The organism is Bradyrhizobium sp. SZCCHNS3052 (assembly GCF_032484495.1).
Taxonomy (GTDB): domain Bacteria; phylum Pseudomonadota; class Alphaproteobacteria; order Rhizobiales; family Xanthobacteraceae; genus Bradyrhizobium.
This window is the reverse complement of sequence record NZ_JAUETB010000001.1, coordinates 1,218,496-1,236,987: the sequence shown is the minus strand read 5'-3', so window position 1 is coordinate 1,236,987 and position 18,492 is coordinate 1,218,496. Positions and strand designations below refer to the sequence as shown.

General features: G+C 65.7%; 13 protein-coding genes and 1 pseudogene. 7 read left to right on the top strand and 7 right to left on the bottom strand.

Annotated elements, in window-relative coordinates; all coding sequences use genetic code 11:
• Positions 1-282: 282 nt before the first annotated feature.
• The gene (locus QX073_RS05685) at positions 283-1,230 is read right to left on the bottom strand and encodes a LysR family transcriptional regulator (protein ID WP_315751682.1); all 948 of its coding nucleotides are present in this window, start codon (positions 1,228-1,230) and stop codon (positions 283-285) included.
• Between the two features lie 185 nt (positions 1,231-1,415).
• Between QX073_RS05685 and QX073_RS05680 the strand changes: the two genes are divergently transcribed.
• The 5 genes from QX073_RS05680 (at position 1,416) to QX073_RS05660 (ending at position 8,258) form a co-directional block, all read left to right on the top strand.
• The gene (locus tag QX073_RS05680; protein WP_315751683.1) at positions 1,416-2,576 is read left to right on the top strand and encodes an MFS transporter; all 1,161 of its coding nucleotides are present in this window, start codon (positions 1,416-1,418) and stop codon (positions 2,574-2,576) included.
• 25 nt (positions 2,577-2,601) lie between these two features.
• Entirely contained in the window at positions 2,602-4,071 is a 1,470-nt protein-coding gene (locus QX073_RS05675) for a carotenoid oxygenase family protein (protein WP_315751684.1), read from the top strand.
• A 114-nt stretch (positions 4,072-4,185) separates the two neighbouring features.
• On the top strand, positions 4,186-4,845 hold the full coding sequence (locus QX073_RS05670; protein WP_315751685.1) for a glutathione S-transferase family protein: 660 nt from the start codon (positions 4,186-4,188) through the stop codon (positions 4,843-4,845).
• A 35-nt stretch (positions 4,846-4,880) separates the two neighbouring features.
• Positions 4,881-5,315, top strand: a complete 435-nt coding sequence (locus tag QX073_RS05665) for a GlcG/HbpS family heme-binding protein (protein ID WP_315751686.1) — start codon at positions 4,881-4,883, stop codon at positions 5,313-5,315.
• A gap of 792 nt (positions 5,316-6,107) precedes the next feature.
• Positions 6,108-8,258, top strand: a complete 2,151-nt coding sequence (locus QX073_RS05660) for a methyl-accepting chemotaxis protein (protein ID WP_315751687.1) — start codon at positions 6,108-6,110, stop codon at positions 8,256-8,258.
• 12 nt (positions 8,259-8,270) lie between these two features.
• On the opposite strand, the gene QX073_RS05655 is transcribed toward QX073_RS05660, so the two are convergent.
• Positions 8,271-8,825 (bottom strand): DUF3124 domain-containing protein, encoded by a 555-nt coding sequence (locus QX073_RS05655; RefSeq protein ID WP_315751688.1) that lies wholly within the window; start codon positions 8,823-8,825, stop codon positions 8,271-8,273.
• 25 nt (positions 8,826-8,850) lie between these two features.
• Here QX073_RS05655 and QX073_RS05650 point away from each other — a divergent pair, with 25 nt between their 5' ends.
• Together QX073_RS05650 and upp are read left to right on the top strand one after the other, a co-directional pair.
• The gene (locus tag QX073_RS05650; protein ID WP_316225438.1) at positions 8,851-10,578 is read left to right on the top strand and encodes a cation:proton antiporter; all 1,728 of its coding nucleotides are present in this window, start codon (positions 8,851-8,853) and stop codon (positions 10,576-10,578) included.
• Positions 10,579-10,631: 53 nt separating this feature from the next.
• Positions 10,632-11,267, top strand: coding sequence for a uracil phosphoribosyltransferase (gene upp, locus QX073_RS05645; RefSeq protein ID WP_315751689.1), 636 nt, complete (start codon positions 10,632-10,634; stop codon positions 11,265-11,267).
• Positions 11,268-11,282: 15 nt separating this feature from the next.
• Here upp and QX073_RS05640 read toward each other — a convergent pair whose 3' ends face one another.
• The 5 genes and pseudogenes from QX073_RS05640 to QX073_RS05620 form a co-directional block, all read right to left on the bottom strand.
• Entirely contained in the window at positions 11,283-12,227 is a 945-nt protein-coding gene (locus tag QX073_RS05640) for a DMT family transporter (protein ID WP_316225437.1), read from the bottom strand.
• 57 nt (positions 12,228-12,284) lie between these two features.
• Positions 12,285-13,190, bottom strand: a pseudogene (locus tag QX073_RS05635) (NAD(P)-dependent oxidoreductase); the annotation flags it as partial.
• Positions 13,169-14,303, bottom strand: a protein-coding gene (gene prfB / locus QX073_RS05630) for a peptide chain release factor 2 (RefSeq protein ID WP_315712184.1) whose coding sequence is annotated in 2 segments (ribosomal slippage) — positions 13,169-14,233 and positions 14,235-14,303 — 1,134 coding nt in all. Because the reading frame shifts where the segments join, the coding sequence is not laid out codon by codon here. The pseudogene QX073_RS05635 and the gene prfB, both read right to left, overlap by 22 nt.
• A 127-nt stretch (positions 14,304-14,430) precedes the next feature.
• Positions 14,431-16,938, bottom strand: coding sequence for a penicillin-binding protein 1A (locus tag QX073_RS05625; protein ID WP_315712186.1), 2,508 nt, complete (start codon positions 16,936-16,938; stop codon positions 14,431-14,433).
• Positions 16,939-17,168: 230 nt separating this feature from the next.
• Positions 17,169-18,491 carry an N-acetylmuramoyl-L-alanine amidase gene (locus tag QX073_RS05620; RefSeq protein ID WP_315751757.1) on the bottom strand — a complete coding sequence of 441 codons (1,323 nt, stop codon included), beginning with the start codon at positions 18,489-18,491 and terminating at the stop codon, positions 17,169-17,171.
• Between the last annotated feature and the right edge of the window lies 1 nt (position 18,492).

The following is an 18,492-nucleotide window of genomic DNA, read 5'->3' as shown; positions in this document are numbered from 1 at the left end:
TTGCAGCCGGGCGGGCACGACACCGGACAATTCCGGGATACCGGCCGCCGAGGCCGCCCATGGCTGGCCCGGCCGCGCCCGGACCCGGCCGGCTCACGCCGCGCCGAGCGCATCGACAAAGCGCGACAAATCTTTCCCCAACTCGCCCGGCTCCTCGAGGCCGATGCTGAGCCGCACCAGCACATCCTTGAGCGCCTTGCGCAAGGCCAGATCCTTCGCCGCGATCGGGCCGAGCAGCAGGTCGGAATGGTCGCCGACCGACGGGCACGAGACAACATCCGGTCATTTGCGCGACGCGCGTGCCCTGCTCCGGCCTTCGGACGCAATCTGCGCCGCGCATTCGGCGAACACCTGGCGCAGGAATTTGTGGCTGGGGTCCTGATCCCTGAACGAGGGCCAGATCATGGACTCGTTCAGGCGCGGAATCTCGAACGGGAAGCCGACGAACTTCACGGGATAATGCAGCGCCAGATCCTGCGCGAGCAGCCGATGCAGTGTCGCGATCCGGTCCGTCCCGCACAGCATCCTGGGCAGCAGGCAGTAGGAATCGACCGTACAGGCAATCTTTCGCGGCCGGCCGGCGCGCGGGAAGAACAATTCCTCGAACGAGAAGGAGCCGGCTTCGCCGAGGCGGACGTTGACGTGATCGGCCGCGAAATAATCGTCCTCGGACAGCTTGCCACGCCGCAACGGCCGCTCCCGGCACATCATGCAGACATGATCGTCCGACAGCAGATGCGTCTGCGGATGCGCTATCCGTGATGCATACTGCTCGGGCAATATCAGCAGGTCGATGTCGCCGAGCCCGAACACCTGCTCGACATGCTTGGGCAGATGCGCGATCTCGAGCTGGAATCCGCTCGCGCGCTGCGCGAGCGCGATCGCCACTCGCGACACCAGCACATAGGTCGCGTAGTCGGATGCACAGATCCGGAACGTGCGGCTGATCGTCGAGGGATCGAAGTCCGGCCTCGTGCTGATCGCGGCGCGCGCACGAACGAGCGTGTCCTTGACCGGCTCGACCAGCGCCTGGGCGAGCGGCGTCAGCTCGAACTGCCGTCCGACCTGGGTCAACAACTCGTCCTCGAAGAACTCGCGCAGACGCGCCAGCGCGGCGCTGGTCGCGGATTGACCGAGCCGGAGGCGATCCGCAGCCCGCGTGACGTTGCGCTCGTCGAGCAGCGCGTCGAGCGCCACCAGCAGATTGAGATCGAACCTGTCCAGCCGCATCGCAGCGCGCTCCCTTCCCCTGGACTTGTCACTTGGTATCGATCGTATCGATGACGATGCGCAATTCAATCGATTTTGCCGGATCACGGGTTCGACCTAGCGTGTGCTCGGACCAGCGTCGGCAGAGGGCGCGAAAGCCCGGGCCAAGGGGCCCCCGCGACTGGTCCGTTCACGGGGAGGGAAACATGAGCCGATCGAGCTCGGGTGGAGTCGTGCTCGCCACGTGCCACGTGGCCGGCATGCTGGACCTGGTGGCGCTGCCGGTCTGGGTCGGAACGTTCATCGAATTCTACGGTCTGTCGCCCGCGCAGGCGGGTGCGACCGTCACCAGCTTCCTGGCGGGCATCGTGCTCGCGAGCCTGGTGACCGCGCGATCGTTCACGCGGCTCGACGCGCGCAGCATCGTGGTCGGCGGCTTCATCGTGGCCGCTGCGGCGTTCGGCTATCTCGCCGGCAGGCCGCCAGAGCTGGTGCCATTCTGGGTTCTGCCGATCATCCACGCCATCGCGGGCCTCGCAGCCGGTGCCGCCTTGTCGATGACGCACGGCACGATGGGCCGTACCGACAATCCGCACCGCCTGTTCGGCCTCGCCAATGTCGCGCTCGCCGTCTTCAGCGTCGCCTTCTTCGCCACCGTGCCGGCCCTGATCCATGCGATCAGCCCGCGCCTGCTGTTCGCGGTGTTCGCAGCCAGCATGGCGGTCGCGGCGCTCCTGGCCTCTCTCGGCTTCCCGCGCTCCGTCGCCGCCGCCGAGACCGGCGGCGAGATGCTGCACGCGATGCCCGGCCGAGCCTGGCTGATCATCGCCGTCGTGATCTGCCTCGCCTTCAACCAGTCGCTCGTTTTCTCCTTCCTGGAGCGCATCGGCCATCACAAGGGGCTGTCGCAGGACGACGTCACCAAGGTTCTGATCGCCGTCGGCTTCATCAACCTGCTTCCCGGCGCGCTGGCGGCGGCCCTGCAACGACGCCTGTCGCCGATCGCGATCGGCATTGCCGGCCCGCTGCTGCAGGCCATGCTGGCTTTCGTGATCGTCAATGCCCAGGGCTTCTCGACCTACGCGGCCTTTGCGATCCCCTACGTCTCGATCGTGATCTTCACCCACACGTTCCTGTTCGGACTGCTGTCGCAGATCGACCCGAGCCGGCGCGCAGTCGCGGCGACACCGGCGATGATGATGATCGGATCGGCCGCGGGACCCGCCGTCGCCGGCGCGATCGTGGAGAGCCTGGGCTACGGCGGCCTGAGCTACGTGGCCGGAACGATATCCACGCTCGCCGTCGTCCTGATGCTGACCTTCAAGGCACGCACCGCCGCATCACCGGCCATGCTGCGCTCCGCCTGAGCCCCCTGCCCCCAAGGAGAGTCCCATGAACAAACACGTCACGCAGCACAACGGCCTGGAGTTTCCGCAGGATATCGTGTTCTCCGGCTATGCAGCTCCGGTGCGGATCGAAGGCGAGGTGCACGACCTCGAGGTGATCGGCCGCATTCCGGCGGGGCTGGAAGGCGTCTACTACCGCAACAGCGCCGACCACACCTACCCGCCTCTGCTGGGCAAGGACATCTTCCTCAACGGCGACGGCATGGTGCACATGGTCCGCATCCAGAACGGTCATGCCGATCTGGCGATGCGCTACGTCCGTACCCGCAAGTTCCTGATCGAGCGGCAGGCGCGCAAGGCGCTGTTCGGCGCCTATCGCAATCCGTTCACCGATTCACCCGAGGTGGCGGGCGAGGATGCCAACACCGCCAACACCTCGGTGATGTGGCACCATGGCAAGCTCTATGCCCTGAAGGAATCCGGCCGCCCCTACGAGCTCGATCCGGTCACGCTGGAGACCCGTGGCGAGACCGATTTCGGCGGCCAGCTCCGGAGCCGCACCTTCACCGCCCATCCCAAGATGGACCCGCTCACCGGCGAGTGCATCGCGTTCGCCTATAATTGCGAGGGCACGGCCAGCAATGACATCGAGCTCTACACCATCGCGCCGGACGGCGAGTTCACCCGCACCGAGCGCTTTACCGCGCCCTACTGCTCGATGGTCCACGACTTCCTGGTATCACGCAACTACATCGCCTTCGTGATCTGCCCGATGGTCTGCGACTGGGATCGCGTCAGGAAGGGCGAGCCCTATTGGCATTGGGACAGCCACAGGCAGACCCATGTCGCCGTGATCCCGCGCCGGCAGGGCGTGGCCGGCATCCGCTGGTTCACCGCGCCGAAGCTCGCGATGCAGACCCACACCTTCAACGCCTGGGAGCACGGCAGCCGCCTGGTGCTCGACCAGTTCGTCACGGAGTCCGGCTGGCTCAGCCAGTTCCCGGACATCCGCGATCCCGAGGCCAAGGAGCTGCCGCCCTTCGGCGAACGTTGGACGATCGATCTGTCGAGTGCATCTGGCGCCATCGACATCTCGCGCTTCATCGGACACATCGGCGAGATGCCGGTCATCGACCAGCGCTTCGCGATGGCCCGCGTCCGGCACTTCTGGTTCGGCACCAACAATCCCAAGCTCGGCCCGATGCTGCCCTTCGGCCCCAAGGGACCGCCCTTCACCTGCCTCGGACATTTCGACGAGGAGACAGGCAAGCTCGACTTCTACTACGCCGGCCCCGAGAGCTCGCCCGAGGAGCCATGCTTCGTTCCCCGCAGCGCGCACGCAGCCGAGGGCGACGGCTGGCTGCTCAGCATCGTCGGACGGCGGGCGGAGAACCGCACCGATCTCGTCATCCTCGACGCACGCAATCTGTCGGCCGGCCCCATTGCGACAATCCGCTTCCCGTGCCGGGTGCACGAGGGTTTCCACGGCATCTGGGTGAACGCCGACGTCCTTTAACGCATCCGGCCACCGGAGGCGCCAGCCGCGGATCCGCCAGCGCCTCGCGCTGAACGACAAACACTCCAATGACAAAGAGCCTCGCAGCAGGCCTGTCACAACCGGGGAAACACCATGATACGTCTGTACGGCTCGATGCACTCGCGCGCGCATCGCTGCGCCTGGATGCTGAAGGAGCTCGCGCTCGACTTCGAGCACGTTCCGACCGGCTTCACCGACGGCAGCACCCACACGCCGGACTTCCTGAAGATCAATCCCAACGGACGCGTGCCCGCGTTCGTCTCCGACGAGATCCGCCTGTTCGAGTCGCTCGCGATCAACCTTCATTTGGCGCGCCGCTACCGCAGCGACCTTTCTCCGGCCACCCTGGAAGAAGACGCGCTCGTCACCCAGTGGAGCTTCTGGGTCGTGACCGAGATCGAGAAGCCCCTGCTTCTCGCCGCAGCCAATCGCGTCCTGTTCGATGCCGACAAGCGCGATGCCGACGAGCTCGGGATCGCGCTCACCAAGCTCGGCCGTCCGCTGGCGGTCCTCGATCGGCATCTCACCGAGAGGCCCTATCTCGTCAGCGGCCGCTTCACCGTGGCCGACCTGAATGTCGCCGCCGTCATGACGCTGGCCCGGCTCGGCACGCTCGACATGTCACCATGGCCCCATGTCGACCGCTGGCTCGATCGCTGCCTGGAACGGCCGGCCGCTGCGGACTGGAAGACGATCAGTTTCCGCGTTCCGCGGCCCGAGAACCCTCTCGGCATCCTCGCGATGTTCGTCTGAGGCACTATCGCAGATTGAATGAGGAACCGCACATCATGCTGATGCTCGCCGACGCAGTGATCATCATCGACGCCGCGCTGCGCGAAGCGCGTGCGAAGAACCTCGCGCCGCTCGCGGTCGCCGTGCTCGATCCAGGCGGACACCTGATCGCCTATCAGCGCGAGGACGGCGCCGGCATCGTCCGCTTCGACATCGCCTTCAGCAAGGCCTTCGGCTCGCTCGGCATGGGCTTCGGATCACGCGAGCTGAGCCGTCGCGCCGGCAACATGCCGACATTCTTCACGATGCTATCAGCCACGACCGGCGGCCGCCTCGTCGCCTCGCCCGGCGGCGTCCTGGTGCTCGGACCGGACAGGCAGGTGCTCGGCGCCGTCGGCATCTCCGGCGATCTCGGCGACAATGACGAAGCCTGCGCGATCGCCGGCATCGCCGCGGCGGGCTTTCGAACGGAAGAGCCGCCCGGCGCGTGAACCGGTGAAGAACGGCCAAGCGGACCGCCGAAACGGTCCACGCGGCTGATCATCGCTTGGCCGGGAGCACGAAGACGTGGCCGGCCCCACCGCGGGCGGGTGCCCATCATTCGGCTGAAGGGGAGGACCACGCCCGGCAGCAACTCCCTCATCCGAATTCTCCCACGCGATTTTGTTATTTCTTTTTTCCAGAAATCATGTATGATCCCCCCATCCTGCCCTCTCTGCGAGGGGCGTACGCGTCGTCACGGACGTTGGGGCGGGATGCGGTGGACGCGGGCTGCGATGCACGACGGGCATGGCGGTCGCGGACGATGAAGTCGCGTGGTCCTGGCGCCCCGATGCTGGCGCCAAGTTCGTGCCGGTGCAGATGCGCTGGCGCGGATGACGGGGGCAAGAAAGCCGGTCCCCGGGGAGATCGCGTATAAGTTGTTAAAACCATCGCGCAGGGAATGCCGGTTACGGCTTTGCCTGTGGTACCTGCCGCCTGCATTCTTCTCGCAGGCGGGCCATGGGTGAGGCCTTCACCCGGCATTCCCTGCACCCTCGCGTCGAGGGGGCGCTGCCGAAGACCCCGGGTGCACCGCGCCGCGGGAGCTCTTTCTGCACGCTGAATCACATACTTGCGCGCGAGAGCGAGCATTCCATACAAATTGCAACCTTTATGAGCAGTGCGTAGTCGTACGGTGCCTAGGTTTTACGCAACTTTTAAGGAGTCGGCGCCTTCTAAGCGGTGATCTGAAACTCTGCATCCAGTGTCCGCATGCAGGTGGGACAATTTGGAGTCATACCGTGCGCAAAAATCTGCCTGTCACCCACAACGAATACCCGATCACCGACGAGACGCTGATCGTCTCGCGCACCGATCTGAAGGGCAAGCTGACCTACTTCAACGACCAGTTCGTCGATGCCGCCGGCTTCACCCCCGACGAGCTGATGGGCCAGCCGCACAACATCATCCGCCACCCCGACATGCCGGAGGCCGCATTCGCCAATCTCTGGGACACGCTGAAGCAAGGCAAGCCGTGGGCCGGCGCCGTCAAGAACCGCCGCAAGAACGGTGACTTCTACTGGGTACTGGCGAGCGCATCCCCCATCCGCGAGAACGGCCGGATCACGGGCTACACCTCCATCCGCACCAAGCTGCCGGCCGAGCAGCGCGCCGAGGCCGAGAAGGTCTACGGGCTGTTGAATCAGAACAAGGCGCAGGGCTACGCGATCAGCGCGGGCGTCATCCGCCGCCGCTCGGTGTTCGACCGCCTGTCGCTCTTCACGGGTACGCTCAGGGCGCGCCTGACGACCTTGGCCGCGGTGCTGGGCGTGTTCATGCTGATCATCGGCGCGGCCGGCCTGCTGTCGACCCGCTCCACCAACGTCGCCATGAAGTCGCTGTACGAGGATCGCACGATCCCGCTGGCGCAATTGCTCGAGATCAACGATCGCACCTTGCAGAACATGTCGTCGCAACAGTCTGCGGCGGCGAACGGCAAGGCCGGAAAACCGATCGACGGCATCAGGGCGCTGGTGGACGGAAACAGCGCCAGGATCACCAAGGTCTGGGCCGACTACATGGCGAGCTACCTGACGCCGGAGGAGAAGATCGTCGCCGATGCCTTCGCGATCAAGCGCAAGGCCTATCTGGAGGAAGGCATCAGGCCGGGATTGGCTCTGCTCGAGCAGGGCAAGTTCGACGAGGCGAGCCAGCATATCGCCACCAAGGGGCATGATCTGTTCGAGGCCGCCAAGCACGAACTCGACAAGCTCGTTCAGATCCAGGTGAAGGAAGGCAAGGCGCTCTACGAGGAGGCCGAGAGACAATATCTGGTGGTGCTCGCGATCATTTCTGTGATGATCCTGGCCGGTATCGGAATCGGCGCTACGTTCAGCCTGCAGAGCATCCGCGCGGTGCTGCGGCCGCTCAAGGTGCTCAACGACGCCATGCAGAACATCACCGCCGGCAAGCTCGACAACCGCATTCCGGTGGAGCGCGACGACGAGCTCGGCGAGGCGCTGCGCAACCTGCAGACCGTGCAGGCGATCGTCCGTTTCAACAGCGAGGAAGTGAAGGCCGTGCAGCACTCGGCCGAGGTCAAGCGCAAGGCCGGAATGAACAAGCTCGCCAGCGAATTCGAAAACGCGATCGGCGGCATCGTGCAGACGGTGTCCTCGGCCTCGTCGCAGCTCGAGACGTCCGCCGGCACGCTGACCTCGACCGCGACGCGCTCGCAGGAGCTCGCCACCACCGTGGCCGCCGCGTCCGAGCAGGCCGCGACGAACGTGCAGTCGGTCGCCTCGGCCACCGAGGAACTGACCTCGTCGGTGACCGAGATCAGCCGCCAGGTGCAGGAATCGGCGCGCATCGCCAACGGCGCCGTCGATCAGGCGCGCACCACCAACGACCGCGTCAACGAGCTCTCGAAGGCAGCCGCGAGGATCGGCGACGTGGTCGAGCTGATCAACACCATCGCCGGCCAGACCAACCTGCTGGCGCTGAACGCCACCATCGAGGCGGCGCGCGCCGGCGATGCCGGCCGCGGCTTCGCCGTGGTCGCGTCCGAGGTCAAGGCGCTCGCCGAGCAGACCTCGAAGGCCACCGGTGAGATCGCCCAGCAGATCTCGGGCATCCAGGCAGCGACACAGGAATCGGTGTCGGCGATCCGCGAGATCAGCAGGACGATCGAGCGGCTGTCGGAAATCTCCTCGACCATCGCCGCCGCCGTCGAGCAGCAGGGCGCGGCGACGCAGGAGATCTCGCGCAACATCCAGGAAGCGTCGCGCGGCACCACCGAGGTCAACACCAACATCGTCGACGTCCAGCGCGGCGCCTCGCAGACCGGCTCTGCTTCGGGCAACGTGCTGTCGGCGGCGCAGTCGCTGTCGCGGGAGAGCGACCGGCTGCGGCAGGAGGTCGACCGATTTCTCGGCAACGTGCGGGCGGCCTGAGCCGCCCCGCGCTCACCGCCCGGTCAGCCGGATCGGGCGGCCCTGACTGATGAAGGCGTAATGGCCGGCGCCGATGCCGCCGACCATCAGCGCCTCGACGACGGGCTCGGCAATCTCACCGGTCGCGGCCCAGTCGATGACGAAATTGGCGCCGGTGCCGCCGCGGGTGTCCTTGATGGGCACGAAGACCTCGACGGTCGCGAACGGCCTCAAGGCGACGGGCTCGCGCAGATGCGCCTCCACCAGCGTGCCGGCCGTATCGTAATAGTTGATGCGCCGGACGATCAGCGGCCGCTGCTCGGAGGCGTTGTGGATGCTCAGCGTCACCGAGAAATCGGCCTGGACCCGGCCCGGGGTCATCGCGACGCTGGAATAGACGGGGACATAGACGGCGCCCGTGACCGTGACGGGCTCCGCCGGAACTGGCGTCAGCGAGCTCGCGAAACCGGTGGTCACGTCGTCGGCGGCCTGCGCCGCGCCGGCCGCAACAGCTGCGATGAGCAGCAGCGCGAATGCGCCCGTCCGGATGTGACAGATTGCGGGTTTCCTTGCGCGGCGGCACGACATAAGTTGCCGCCTTGGGGGTTGCTTCATGCATGAACTGATCGGCGACATCACGCTCTGCATCCTGTTTGCGTGGGTGCTTGGACTGGCGGCACATAGATGGCGCCAGCCCTCGATTCTCGCTTATCTGGTCGCGGGCTTCGCCATTGGCCCCTTCGGCACCGGCTGGGTCAAGTCCCAGGAGTCGATTTCGGTGATCTCCGAGCTCGGCCTGATCTTCATGCTGTTCATGATCGGGCTCGAGATCGACCTCAAGAAGATCATCCGTGCCGGCCCGGTGATTCTGATCGCTGGTGGGGTCCAACTGCTCGGGGGTGCCGCGCTCGGCATCCTGTTCTTCGTCGCGATCGGCATGCGGATGGGCGCCGAGAGCTACGACGCACTCTATCTCTGCGTCGCCTGCGCGCTGTCCTCGACCGTCATCATCGTCAAGGTGCTGTACGAGAAGCGCGAGCTCGACACCCTGCCCGGCCGCATCACGCTCGGCGTGCTCGTGCTGCAGGACGTGTTCGCGATCCTGTTCCTGGCGGTGCAGCCGAGCCTCGACGACCTCCATGTCAGCGTGATCCTGCTGTCGTTCGCCCGCGCCGGCACACTGGTCGCGATCGCCCTGCTCCTCAGCCGCTACGTCTTGCCGCCGGTGTTCCATCGCATCGCGCGTACTCCGGAGCTGATCCTGCTCGGCGCGCTGGCCTGGTGCTTCCTGATCGGCGAGATCGCTGAAAGGCTGCACCTGTCGCGCGAGATGGGCTCGCTGGTCGCGGGCGTCTCGCTATCAACCTTCCCCTACGCGCTCGACGTCACCGCCAAGGTCACCACGTTGCGCGATTTCTTCATCACGCTGTTCTTCGTCGCGCTCGGCATGACCATCCCGATCCCGACGATGTCCGTGGTGGGGCTGGCGCTCGTGATCGCGCTGTTCACGGTGGCGAGCCGGCTGCTCACGACGTTCACACCGCTCTACATGATGCGGCAGGGCCTGCGTGCCAGCCTGCTGCCGGCGCTCAACCTCGCCCAGATCAGCGAATTCTCGCTGGTGGTGATCCAGACCGGCGCCGCCGCCGGGCACCTCAAGAACGGCACGTCGAGCGCGGCGTCCTTTGCCTTCGTGCTGCTCGCGGTGCTCTCGACCTTCGTCATCGTGCGCTCCGATCCGATTGCGCGGCGAAGCATCCCGCTGCTCAAGCGGATCGGTCTGCGCGACCTCGATGCAAGCAAGGATGGCGAGGCCGGTCATGAGGGCGGACACGGCGCCGGACGGCCGATCGTTCTCCTCGGATTCTTCCGCACGGCAAGCGCCCTGCTCAGCGAGATCGAGCGCAACGAGCCGGCGCTGCTGGAGCAGATCGGCGTGGTCGATTTCAACCCGGTCGTATTCCGAACCTTGTCCGATCGCGGCATCCAGGTGACCTATGGCGACATCAGCAACGTCGACACGCTGATTCATGCGGGGGTGGGCCAGGCCGAGCTGATCATCCTGAGCATCCCGGATTCGCTGCTCAAGGGTGCCAATAACGAAAAGCTGGTGCGCCATGTCCGCAGCATCAATGCAACGGCCAAGATCATCGCGACCGCCGACCTGCTCGCCGACGTCAACGACCTCTACGCTGCCGGCGCCGACTACGTGACCGTGCCGCGGCTCAGCGAAGCGCAGGTGCTGCTCAACCTGATCCAGGACGTCAGCGCCGGGCTCCTCTCCGAGCGCCGCAGCCAGGCGGAGACGATGCTCGCCGACCGCCGCGAGGTGCTGCCATGAGCCCGGCACGCATCCATCTCCCACAGAACCTGCGATCCTGCTGGACTTGAATCATGGCAAACACGAGCGTTCACGTCGTCGATCACCCGCTGGTCCAGCACAAGCTCTCCTTGATGCGCGAGCGTGACCGCTCGACCAAGGGCTTCCGTGAGCTGTTGAACGAGATCGGCATGCTGCTAGCCTACGAGGTCACGCGCGACCTGCCGCTCGAGCTGGTCGACATCGAAACGCCGATCGCGCCGATGAAGGCGCCGAAGATCGCCGGCAAGAAGCTGACGCTTGCGCCAATCCTGCGCGCCGGCGTCGGCTTCCTCGACGGCATGCTGGCGCTGATGCCGTCCGCGCGCATCGCCCATATCGGACTCTACCGCGATCCCAACACGCTGCAGGCCATCGAGTACTACTTCAAGGCGCCGCAGGACCTGAGCGACCGCACGGTGATCCTGATGGACCCGATGCTCGCGACCGGCAACTCCGCCTGCGCGGCTGCCGAGCTGCTCAAGACGCGCGGCGCCCGCGACATCCGTTTCGTCTGCCTGCTGGCGGCACCGGAAGGCATCGCCAAGTTCGAGAAGGAGCATCCGGACATCCCGATCTGGACCGCGGCGATCGACGAGAAGCTGAATGACCACGCCTACATCGTGCCCGGTCTGGGCGATGCCGGCGATCGGATGTTCGGCACGAAGTGATGGTGCGCGTGCAGTTCAGCAGAACGGTCGCGGTGAAGGGCGAATGACGCTGAAGATGCGACCGTCGATCACCAGCAGCGCACTCCCGATCACCAGCGCACCGCTGATCTCTCCCAACGAGATACTTTCACCGAGCACCAGCGACCCGAGCAGGATCGTCGTCAACGGGATCAACAACGTCACCAGCATCACGTTGGTCGCCCCGGAGCGGCGCAGGATTTGGAAGAACACGATATAGGCGAACGCCGTCGACAGCGCCGCAAGGCTTATGACCGCGACCCAGGTCTGCAGTCCGGGAAGCGGGAGACGCCAGGGCTGGTCGACCGCGCCGGCGACCATCAGCATCATCACGCTGGACGCCGAGAGCTGGAAGGTGGCGGTTGCAAGCGGCGGCGAATGGGCGAGATGGCGGCGCACCAGCAGCGCGGCGATGCCGTAGCTGAGCGACGCGCCAAGACCGAACAGAATGCCGTAGCCGCCTGCCGAGCCGCCGAGCCCCGGTCCGCCCCGCAGGATCACGACCCCGACGAGGCCGACGACCAGACCCGCTGCCCGCCGGGCCGACAGCCTTTCCTCTCCCGCGGCGGCCATCACCACGATTGTGAACAGCGGCGTCGTCGCATTGAGGACGGCAGCAAGGCCGGAGGTGATGAACGTCTGGCCGATCACGATCAGGCAGAACGGCACGACATTGTTGAACAGCGCCACGGCAAGGAACGGCAGCCAGCCGACAACCCCCTTGGGAAAGCCGAGCCCGCGCAGTCGCGCCACCGGCAGCAGAATCGCCGCCGCCAGCACGATGCGTAGCAGCACCAGCGTCAGCGGGGGCAGTTCCTTCAAGGCGAGGCCGTTGAAGATGAACGATCCGCTCCACAGCAGCGAGAGCAGGCCGAGCAGCGACCAGTCCCGCGCGTCCATGCTCTCGTTCTGGGATGTCATCGCCGCAAGCCGCTGTTTCATCTGCGCGAGCCTTGCAGGCGAAGACTCGCGCCGTCCACCCGCTTTCCGTTGGTGTGTCTACGGCATGGATCTCGGCCGCGACACCAGCTCGATCATGCGGCCTTCGTCCTCATCCGGCATCGCCGCCTTCGCCCGCGCATAGGCATCGACGGCTGCCTGGGCCATGATGGGACGCTCACCAAGCAGCTGCTCGGCGAGCTGCAGCGCATAGGCTGCATCCTTGTGACGGAGCGCCGCGGTGAAGCTTGCATCGGCGAAGTTGCGCGCGATCATGCGCGGCGCGTGGCGCAGAACCTGGGGGCTCGCCGCGACGCCGCTCTGGATCGCCTCCAGCACGAGCTTCATGTCGAGGCCGGCCTGCTCGGCGATTGCGAGCCCCTCCGCAAGACCTGCGATCTGCATCGCGCCAAGCAGGTTGTTGATCAGCTTGTAGACTGTCCCGGCGCCCACGGGCCCGAAATGGCGAATGGCCGAGCCGATCGGCGCCAGATACGGCCGCGCGCGGTCGAGATCGGCAGCGTCGGCACCGACCAGCAAGGTCAGCTTGCCGCTCGCGGCCGCGTCGGGCAGCCCGGTCACCGGGCAGTCGAGATAGGTCACGCCGCGCGCATCCAGCTCGCGCGACAGACGCAGCGCATGGTCGCGCGATACGGTCGAGCATTCGATCGCGATCGTGCCGACCCGCATGGTGGCCGCGGCGCCATCCGGCCCGAGCCAAACCGCGCGCGAGGCGTCGTCATCAGCCACCATCGTAACGACCGCATCGGCATCGATTGCCGCATCAGCTGGCGAGGTCGACCAGCGCGCGCCGCGCGCGATCAGATCCTCCGCCTTCGCCCGGCTGCGATTCCAGACCGCCACGGAATAGCCTGCGTCGAGATAACGACCGGCCATACCATGGCCCATGCGCCCGAGCCCGATGAAGGCAACGCGCGCCACGCTCAATCGACGTCCTCGATCGCAGCGCCTGGCGTCGTGCCGAACGCGCGCTGCGCCAGCGTCGCCGCCATGAACTCGTCGAGATCGCCGTCGAGCACGCCGGCGGTGTCGGACGTCTGCACGCCCGTGCGCAGATCCTTCACCATCTGATACGGCTGCAGCACGTAGGAGCGGATCTGGTGGCCCCAACCGATCTCGGTCTTGGCCGCCTGGTCGGCCGCCGCTTTCTCCTCGCGCTTCTTCAACTCGATCTCATAGAGACGTGCGCGCAGCATGTCCCAGGCCTGGGCGCGGTTCTTGTGCTGTGACCGGCCAGCCTGACAGACCACGGCAACGCCGGTTGGGATGTGCGTCAGCCGGACCGCCGATTCGGTCTTGTTGACGTGCTGGCCGCCGGCGCCGCCGGACCGCATGGTGTCGACGCGGACATCGGACTCCTTGATGTCGATCTTGATGCTGTCGTCGATGACCGGGAAGATCTGCACCGAAGAGAACGAGGTGTGGCGGCGTGCATTCGAATCGAACGGAGAGATTCGGACCAAGCGATGCACGCCAGCTTCAGTCTTCAGCCAACCATAGGCATTATGCCCGGAGATCTGGATGGTCGCCGACTTGATGCCGGCCTCTTCGCCCAACGATTCTTCGAGATACTCGATCTTGAAACCGTGCTTCTCGGCCCATCGGGCGTACATGCGCAGCAGCATCTGCGCCCAGTCCTGGCTCTCGGTGCCGCCGGCGCCGGCATGGACCTCGAGATAGGTGTCGAACTTGTCGGCCTCACCGGACAGGAGCGCCTCGAGCTCGCGCCGCGCGACCTCCTTCTTCAGCTCCTTCAGCGCATTCTCGGCTTCAGTGACGACACCGGGATCGTTCTCGGCCTCGCCAAGCTCGATCATCTCGATGTTGTCGCTGAGCTCACGCTCGACCTTGCCAATGCCGGTGAGCGAATCCTCCAGCGAGGTCCGCTCCTGCATCAGCCGCTGAGCTTTTTGGGGGTCGTTCCAGAGATTGGGGTCTTCGGCGAGCTTGTTCAGCTCGGCCAGCCTTGCCGTCGATGTCTCGACGTCAAAGATGCCTCCTCAGCAGCCCGACCGACTGCTTGATCTCTTCTACGATTTTCTCGATTTCCGCGCGCATGTCGCTCTCTTCAGGCCACGGCTCGAAGCGCCGCAGCATCATCTCTCACAGGGGGATGTAACGGCGCTCGGCGCAAAGCGCAATCGCTCTGCACCGCACCAGCATCAGTTTCAGCCCGGCCCAATGCCTAATAGAGGCTTCCCGTGCCTGGACGGATGATGAAGCTGCCAGCATCAGGCTGGCCGCCGCTCTGCGACGGCATCACGCGTCCATCGGCGTCGGCGACACCGATGACCGAGTAGTTGTCCGGCGGCGCCGTACCAGGTTTGAACGCTTCCATGATCGTGCGGCCGCCATCGCCGGGGCTCGCGCGCATGCCAGTCTTGGCATCGACACGGACCAGCTTGATGCCGGCCGGGATCTTGAAGGGCGTGGCCGGCTTGTCGGCCAGCGCGAGCTTCATGAAGTCTTTTGCGATCGGCGCGGCCAGATGACCGCCGGTCGCAGCATTACCCCTACCGAGCGGCCGGGGCTTGTCGTAACCCATGTAGATGGCGACGGCGAGGTCCGGCGAGAAGCCGACGAACCAGGCGTCCTTGGCCTCGTTGGTGGTGCCGGTCTTGCCGGCGATCGGCTTGCCGACCTCCTTCAGCACGGTCGCCGTGCCCGCCTGCACCACGCCCTCGAGCATCGAGGTGATCTGGTAGGCCGTCATCGTATCCAGAACCTGCTCCCGGCGGTCGACCAGCTGCGGCTCGCTCTGGTTCTTCCAGCCGTCCGGGGCGTCGCAGCCGCGGCACTCGCGAGCATCATGCTTGAAGATGGTGTGGCCGTAGCGGTCCTGGATGCGGTCGATCAAGGTCGGCTTCACCCGACGGCCGCCATTGGCGATCATCGAATAGGCCGTGACCATGCGCATGGCCGTGGTTTCGCCGGCGCCGAGGGCGTAGGAGAGGTAATTCGGCAGTTCGTCATAGACTCCGAACCGCTTGGCGTATTCGGAAATCAGCGGCATGCCGACGTCCTGCGCGAGACGCACGGTCACCGTGTTCAGTGACAGACGCAGCGCGTTGCGCAAGGTCGTGGGCCCGAGATATTTGCCGTTCGAGAAGTTGTCGGGGCGCCAGACCTGCCCGCCCTGCCCCTGGTCGATCTCGATTGGTGCGTCGACGACCTGGGTCGACGGCGTATAGCCGTTGTCGAGCGCCGAAGAATAGACGATCGGCTTGAATGACGATCCGGGCTGCCGGTAGGCCTGCGTTGCGCGGTTGAACTGGCTCTGGTCGAAGGAGAAGCCGCCGACCATCGCGAGCACACGGCCGGTGTTCGGGTCCATGGCAACCATCGCGCCGGACACTTCGGGCAGTTGCTCGAGGCGATACTGGCCTTCGACCGGATTGCCTTCCTTGTACAGCGGATCGGCATAGATCACGTCGCCCGGCTGCAGCACCTGGGCGACCGACGTCGGCACCTTGCCACGGCCGTTGGCCGTCGCAGCCCGCGCCCATTTCACGCCGTCAAGCGTGATCAGGCCAGTCTGGCGTTCCTTGCTGACGGCGCCGCCGAGTTCGCGCGGCGGCTGGAAGCCGATGCGGGCGGACTGGTCACTGGTCTCGAGCACCACGGCCATCCGCCACGGTGAGATGTCCGAGAGCGATTTGATGTCGGCGAGCTTCACCCCCCAATCGCCCGAAGTATCGAGCTTGGAGACAGGCCCGCGATAGCCCTGCTCCTGGTCGTACCTCACGAGTCCGGCGACCATGGCCTTGCGCGCCATGACCTGAATCTTCGGATCGAGCGTCGTCCGGACGGACAGGCCGCCTTCGTAGAGCTTCTTCTCGCCATAGCGCTCGAAGATGTCGCGGCGAACTTCCTCGGCGAAATATTCACCCGCAAAGATGTGGGCGCCGGTGTTGCGGCTCGCGATCGTCAGCGGATCCTTGCGCGCCTTGTCGGCGTCGGCCTGCTTGATCCAGCCGTTCTCGAGCAGACGATCGACGACGTAGTTGCGGCGCTCGATGGCGCGGTCGCGATTGCGGATCGGATGCAGGCTGCCCGGCATCTTCGGCAGCGCGGCGAGATAGGACGCCTCCGCCACGGTGAGCTCGTTCACCGACTTGTCGAAATAGACCAGCGACGCCGCGGCGATGCCATAGGCGCCCGAGCCGAGATAGATCTCGTTGAGATAGAGCTCGAGAATCTTGTCCTTCGAGTAGGTGCGCTCGATGCGCATCGCCAGCAGCGCTTCCTTGATCTTGCGGGCGAACGACACCTCGTTGGTCAACAGGAAGTTCTTGGCGACCTGCTGGGTGATGGTGGAGGCGCCCTGCGGACGGCGATTGGAGCCGAAGTTCTGGGCGTAGACCACGGCGGCGCGCGCCATGCCGGTGAAATCGATGCCGCCATGCTCGTAGAAGTTCTTGTCCTCGGCGGCGAGGAAGGCGTTGATCACGAGCTTGGGAACCGCCTGGATCGGCAGGTACAGCCGGCGCTCCCGGGCATATTCACCGACCAGCGAGCCGTCGACCGCGTGCACGCGCGTCATCACCGGCGGCTCATAATCCTGCAACTGGGAGTAGTCAGGCAGGTCCTTGGAAAAATGCCAGATCAGGCCGGCCGCTGCTGCCACACCGACCAGGAACAAGACGGTACCGGCCGCGAACAGGAAGCCCAAAAACCGCACCAGAAAGCGCATCGGCGAATATCCGTTCCAACTCTTGTTTCGTCTCTCGGCTCGGACGCGGCGCACCCACAGGCGCTACCGCCAAAAATCACACGGTCGGCTGCAATGCCGCGTGACCCATGCCAGAGAAACGCATGGTCAAGCCTATCAGCGGTCAAGCCTATCACAAGTCTGCCGAGAAGGAATCCTCACTGATTCCGGGTGCCTCGCAGCACGTTTATACGGATGTTGCTGTGGCCAAACTAGGGCTTTGCGCGTACCGCCGCCGGCTTGTCCGGCCTCTCGGGGCCCGCGTTGGCGATGCGCTTGGCCAGAAAGGCATCGATCGCCCGCGCCATTGCGTCCGCCGTGCGCGACCGCCATGCGTCGGAGACCAGGTTCCCCATATCGCCCTTATTGGAGACATAGCCGAGTTCGACCAGCACGGATGGCACGTCGGGCGCCTTGAGCACGCGGAAACCGGCCGATTTCAGCGGGCGCTTATGCATATGCACCGCCGTCTTCATGTCGTTCATCAGCACACGGGCGAACCTGTTGGAAAACGTGCGGGTTTCCCGGCGGGCCAGATCGATCAGGATGTCGGCGACGTCAGCCGGCTCCTCGGTCAGATTGACCCCGCCGATCTGGTCGGCCCGGTTCTCGGCCTCGGCCAGCCGTTCCGCCTCGACGTCGGACGCCTTGTCCGACAGCGTATAGATGGTCGCGCCCTGCGCAGTGCCCTCACCTCGCGGCAGCGCATCGGCGTGGATGGAGACGAACAGAGCCGCCGACTGCTTCTGGGCGATGCGGACCCGGTCTCCAAGCGGGATGAAGGTGTCGTCGTCGCGAGTCATGATCACGCGGAACTTGCCCGACCGTTCCAGCCGGTCGCGCAGCGCCTGGCCGAAGGCGAGCACCAGATTCTTCTCCGGCACCTCGCCGCCCTGGGTGCCGTAGTCGATACCACCATGACCGGGGTCGATCACGACCACGGGCCGGGTGTCCGGCGGACCATCCGTCGGAGGGGGGGCGATGGCGACCGTCGTCGGCGGCGGCCGGACTGCCGGCGCGGGGTTTCCTGCGACCGCGACCGACGCCGTCGCGGAACCTGAATCGGCAGGCCTGGGCGCAAGACGGCTGTCGCTGCCGATGGCGCGGGCGAAGGTCGCCTCGTCGACCTCCTCCAGTTCGAGCACCAGCCGCGGCGGCTGACCGTTGGCGGCATCCAGCACCGTGGAGTTGGCGATTCGAGCCGGGCCGGTGAGATCGAAGACGATGCGGGACCCACCGGGCATCACCATCCCATAGCGGAACGCCTTCACCAAACCACGGCCGCTGGTCCCGGCTCCAGTGGGCAGATGAAAGCTGACCTGGGGCAGGTCGACGACGACGCGATAGGGTTCGCTGAGCAGGAAGGTTCGAAACGGCACCGTCCGGTCGAGATCGAGCACGAATCGGGTCTGTCGGGAATCGCCGGCGACCCGTGCGTCGGTGGCGATGGGGAACCCGGGCCCGACCACGGCAGGCGGCACCTGGCCGACCGGCCCGCTCTGGGCGCGGGCCGGAATGACCGCCGCACATAACATT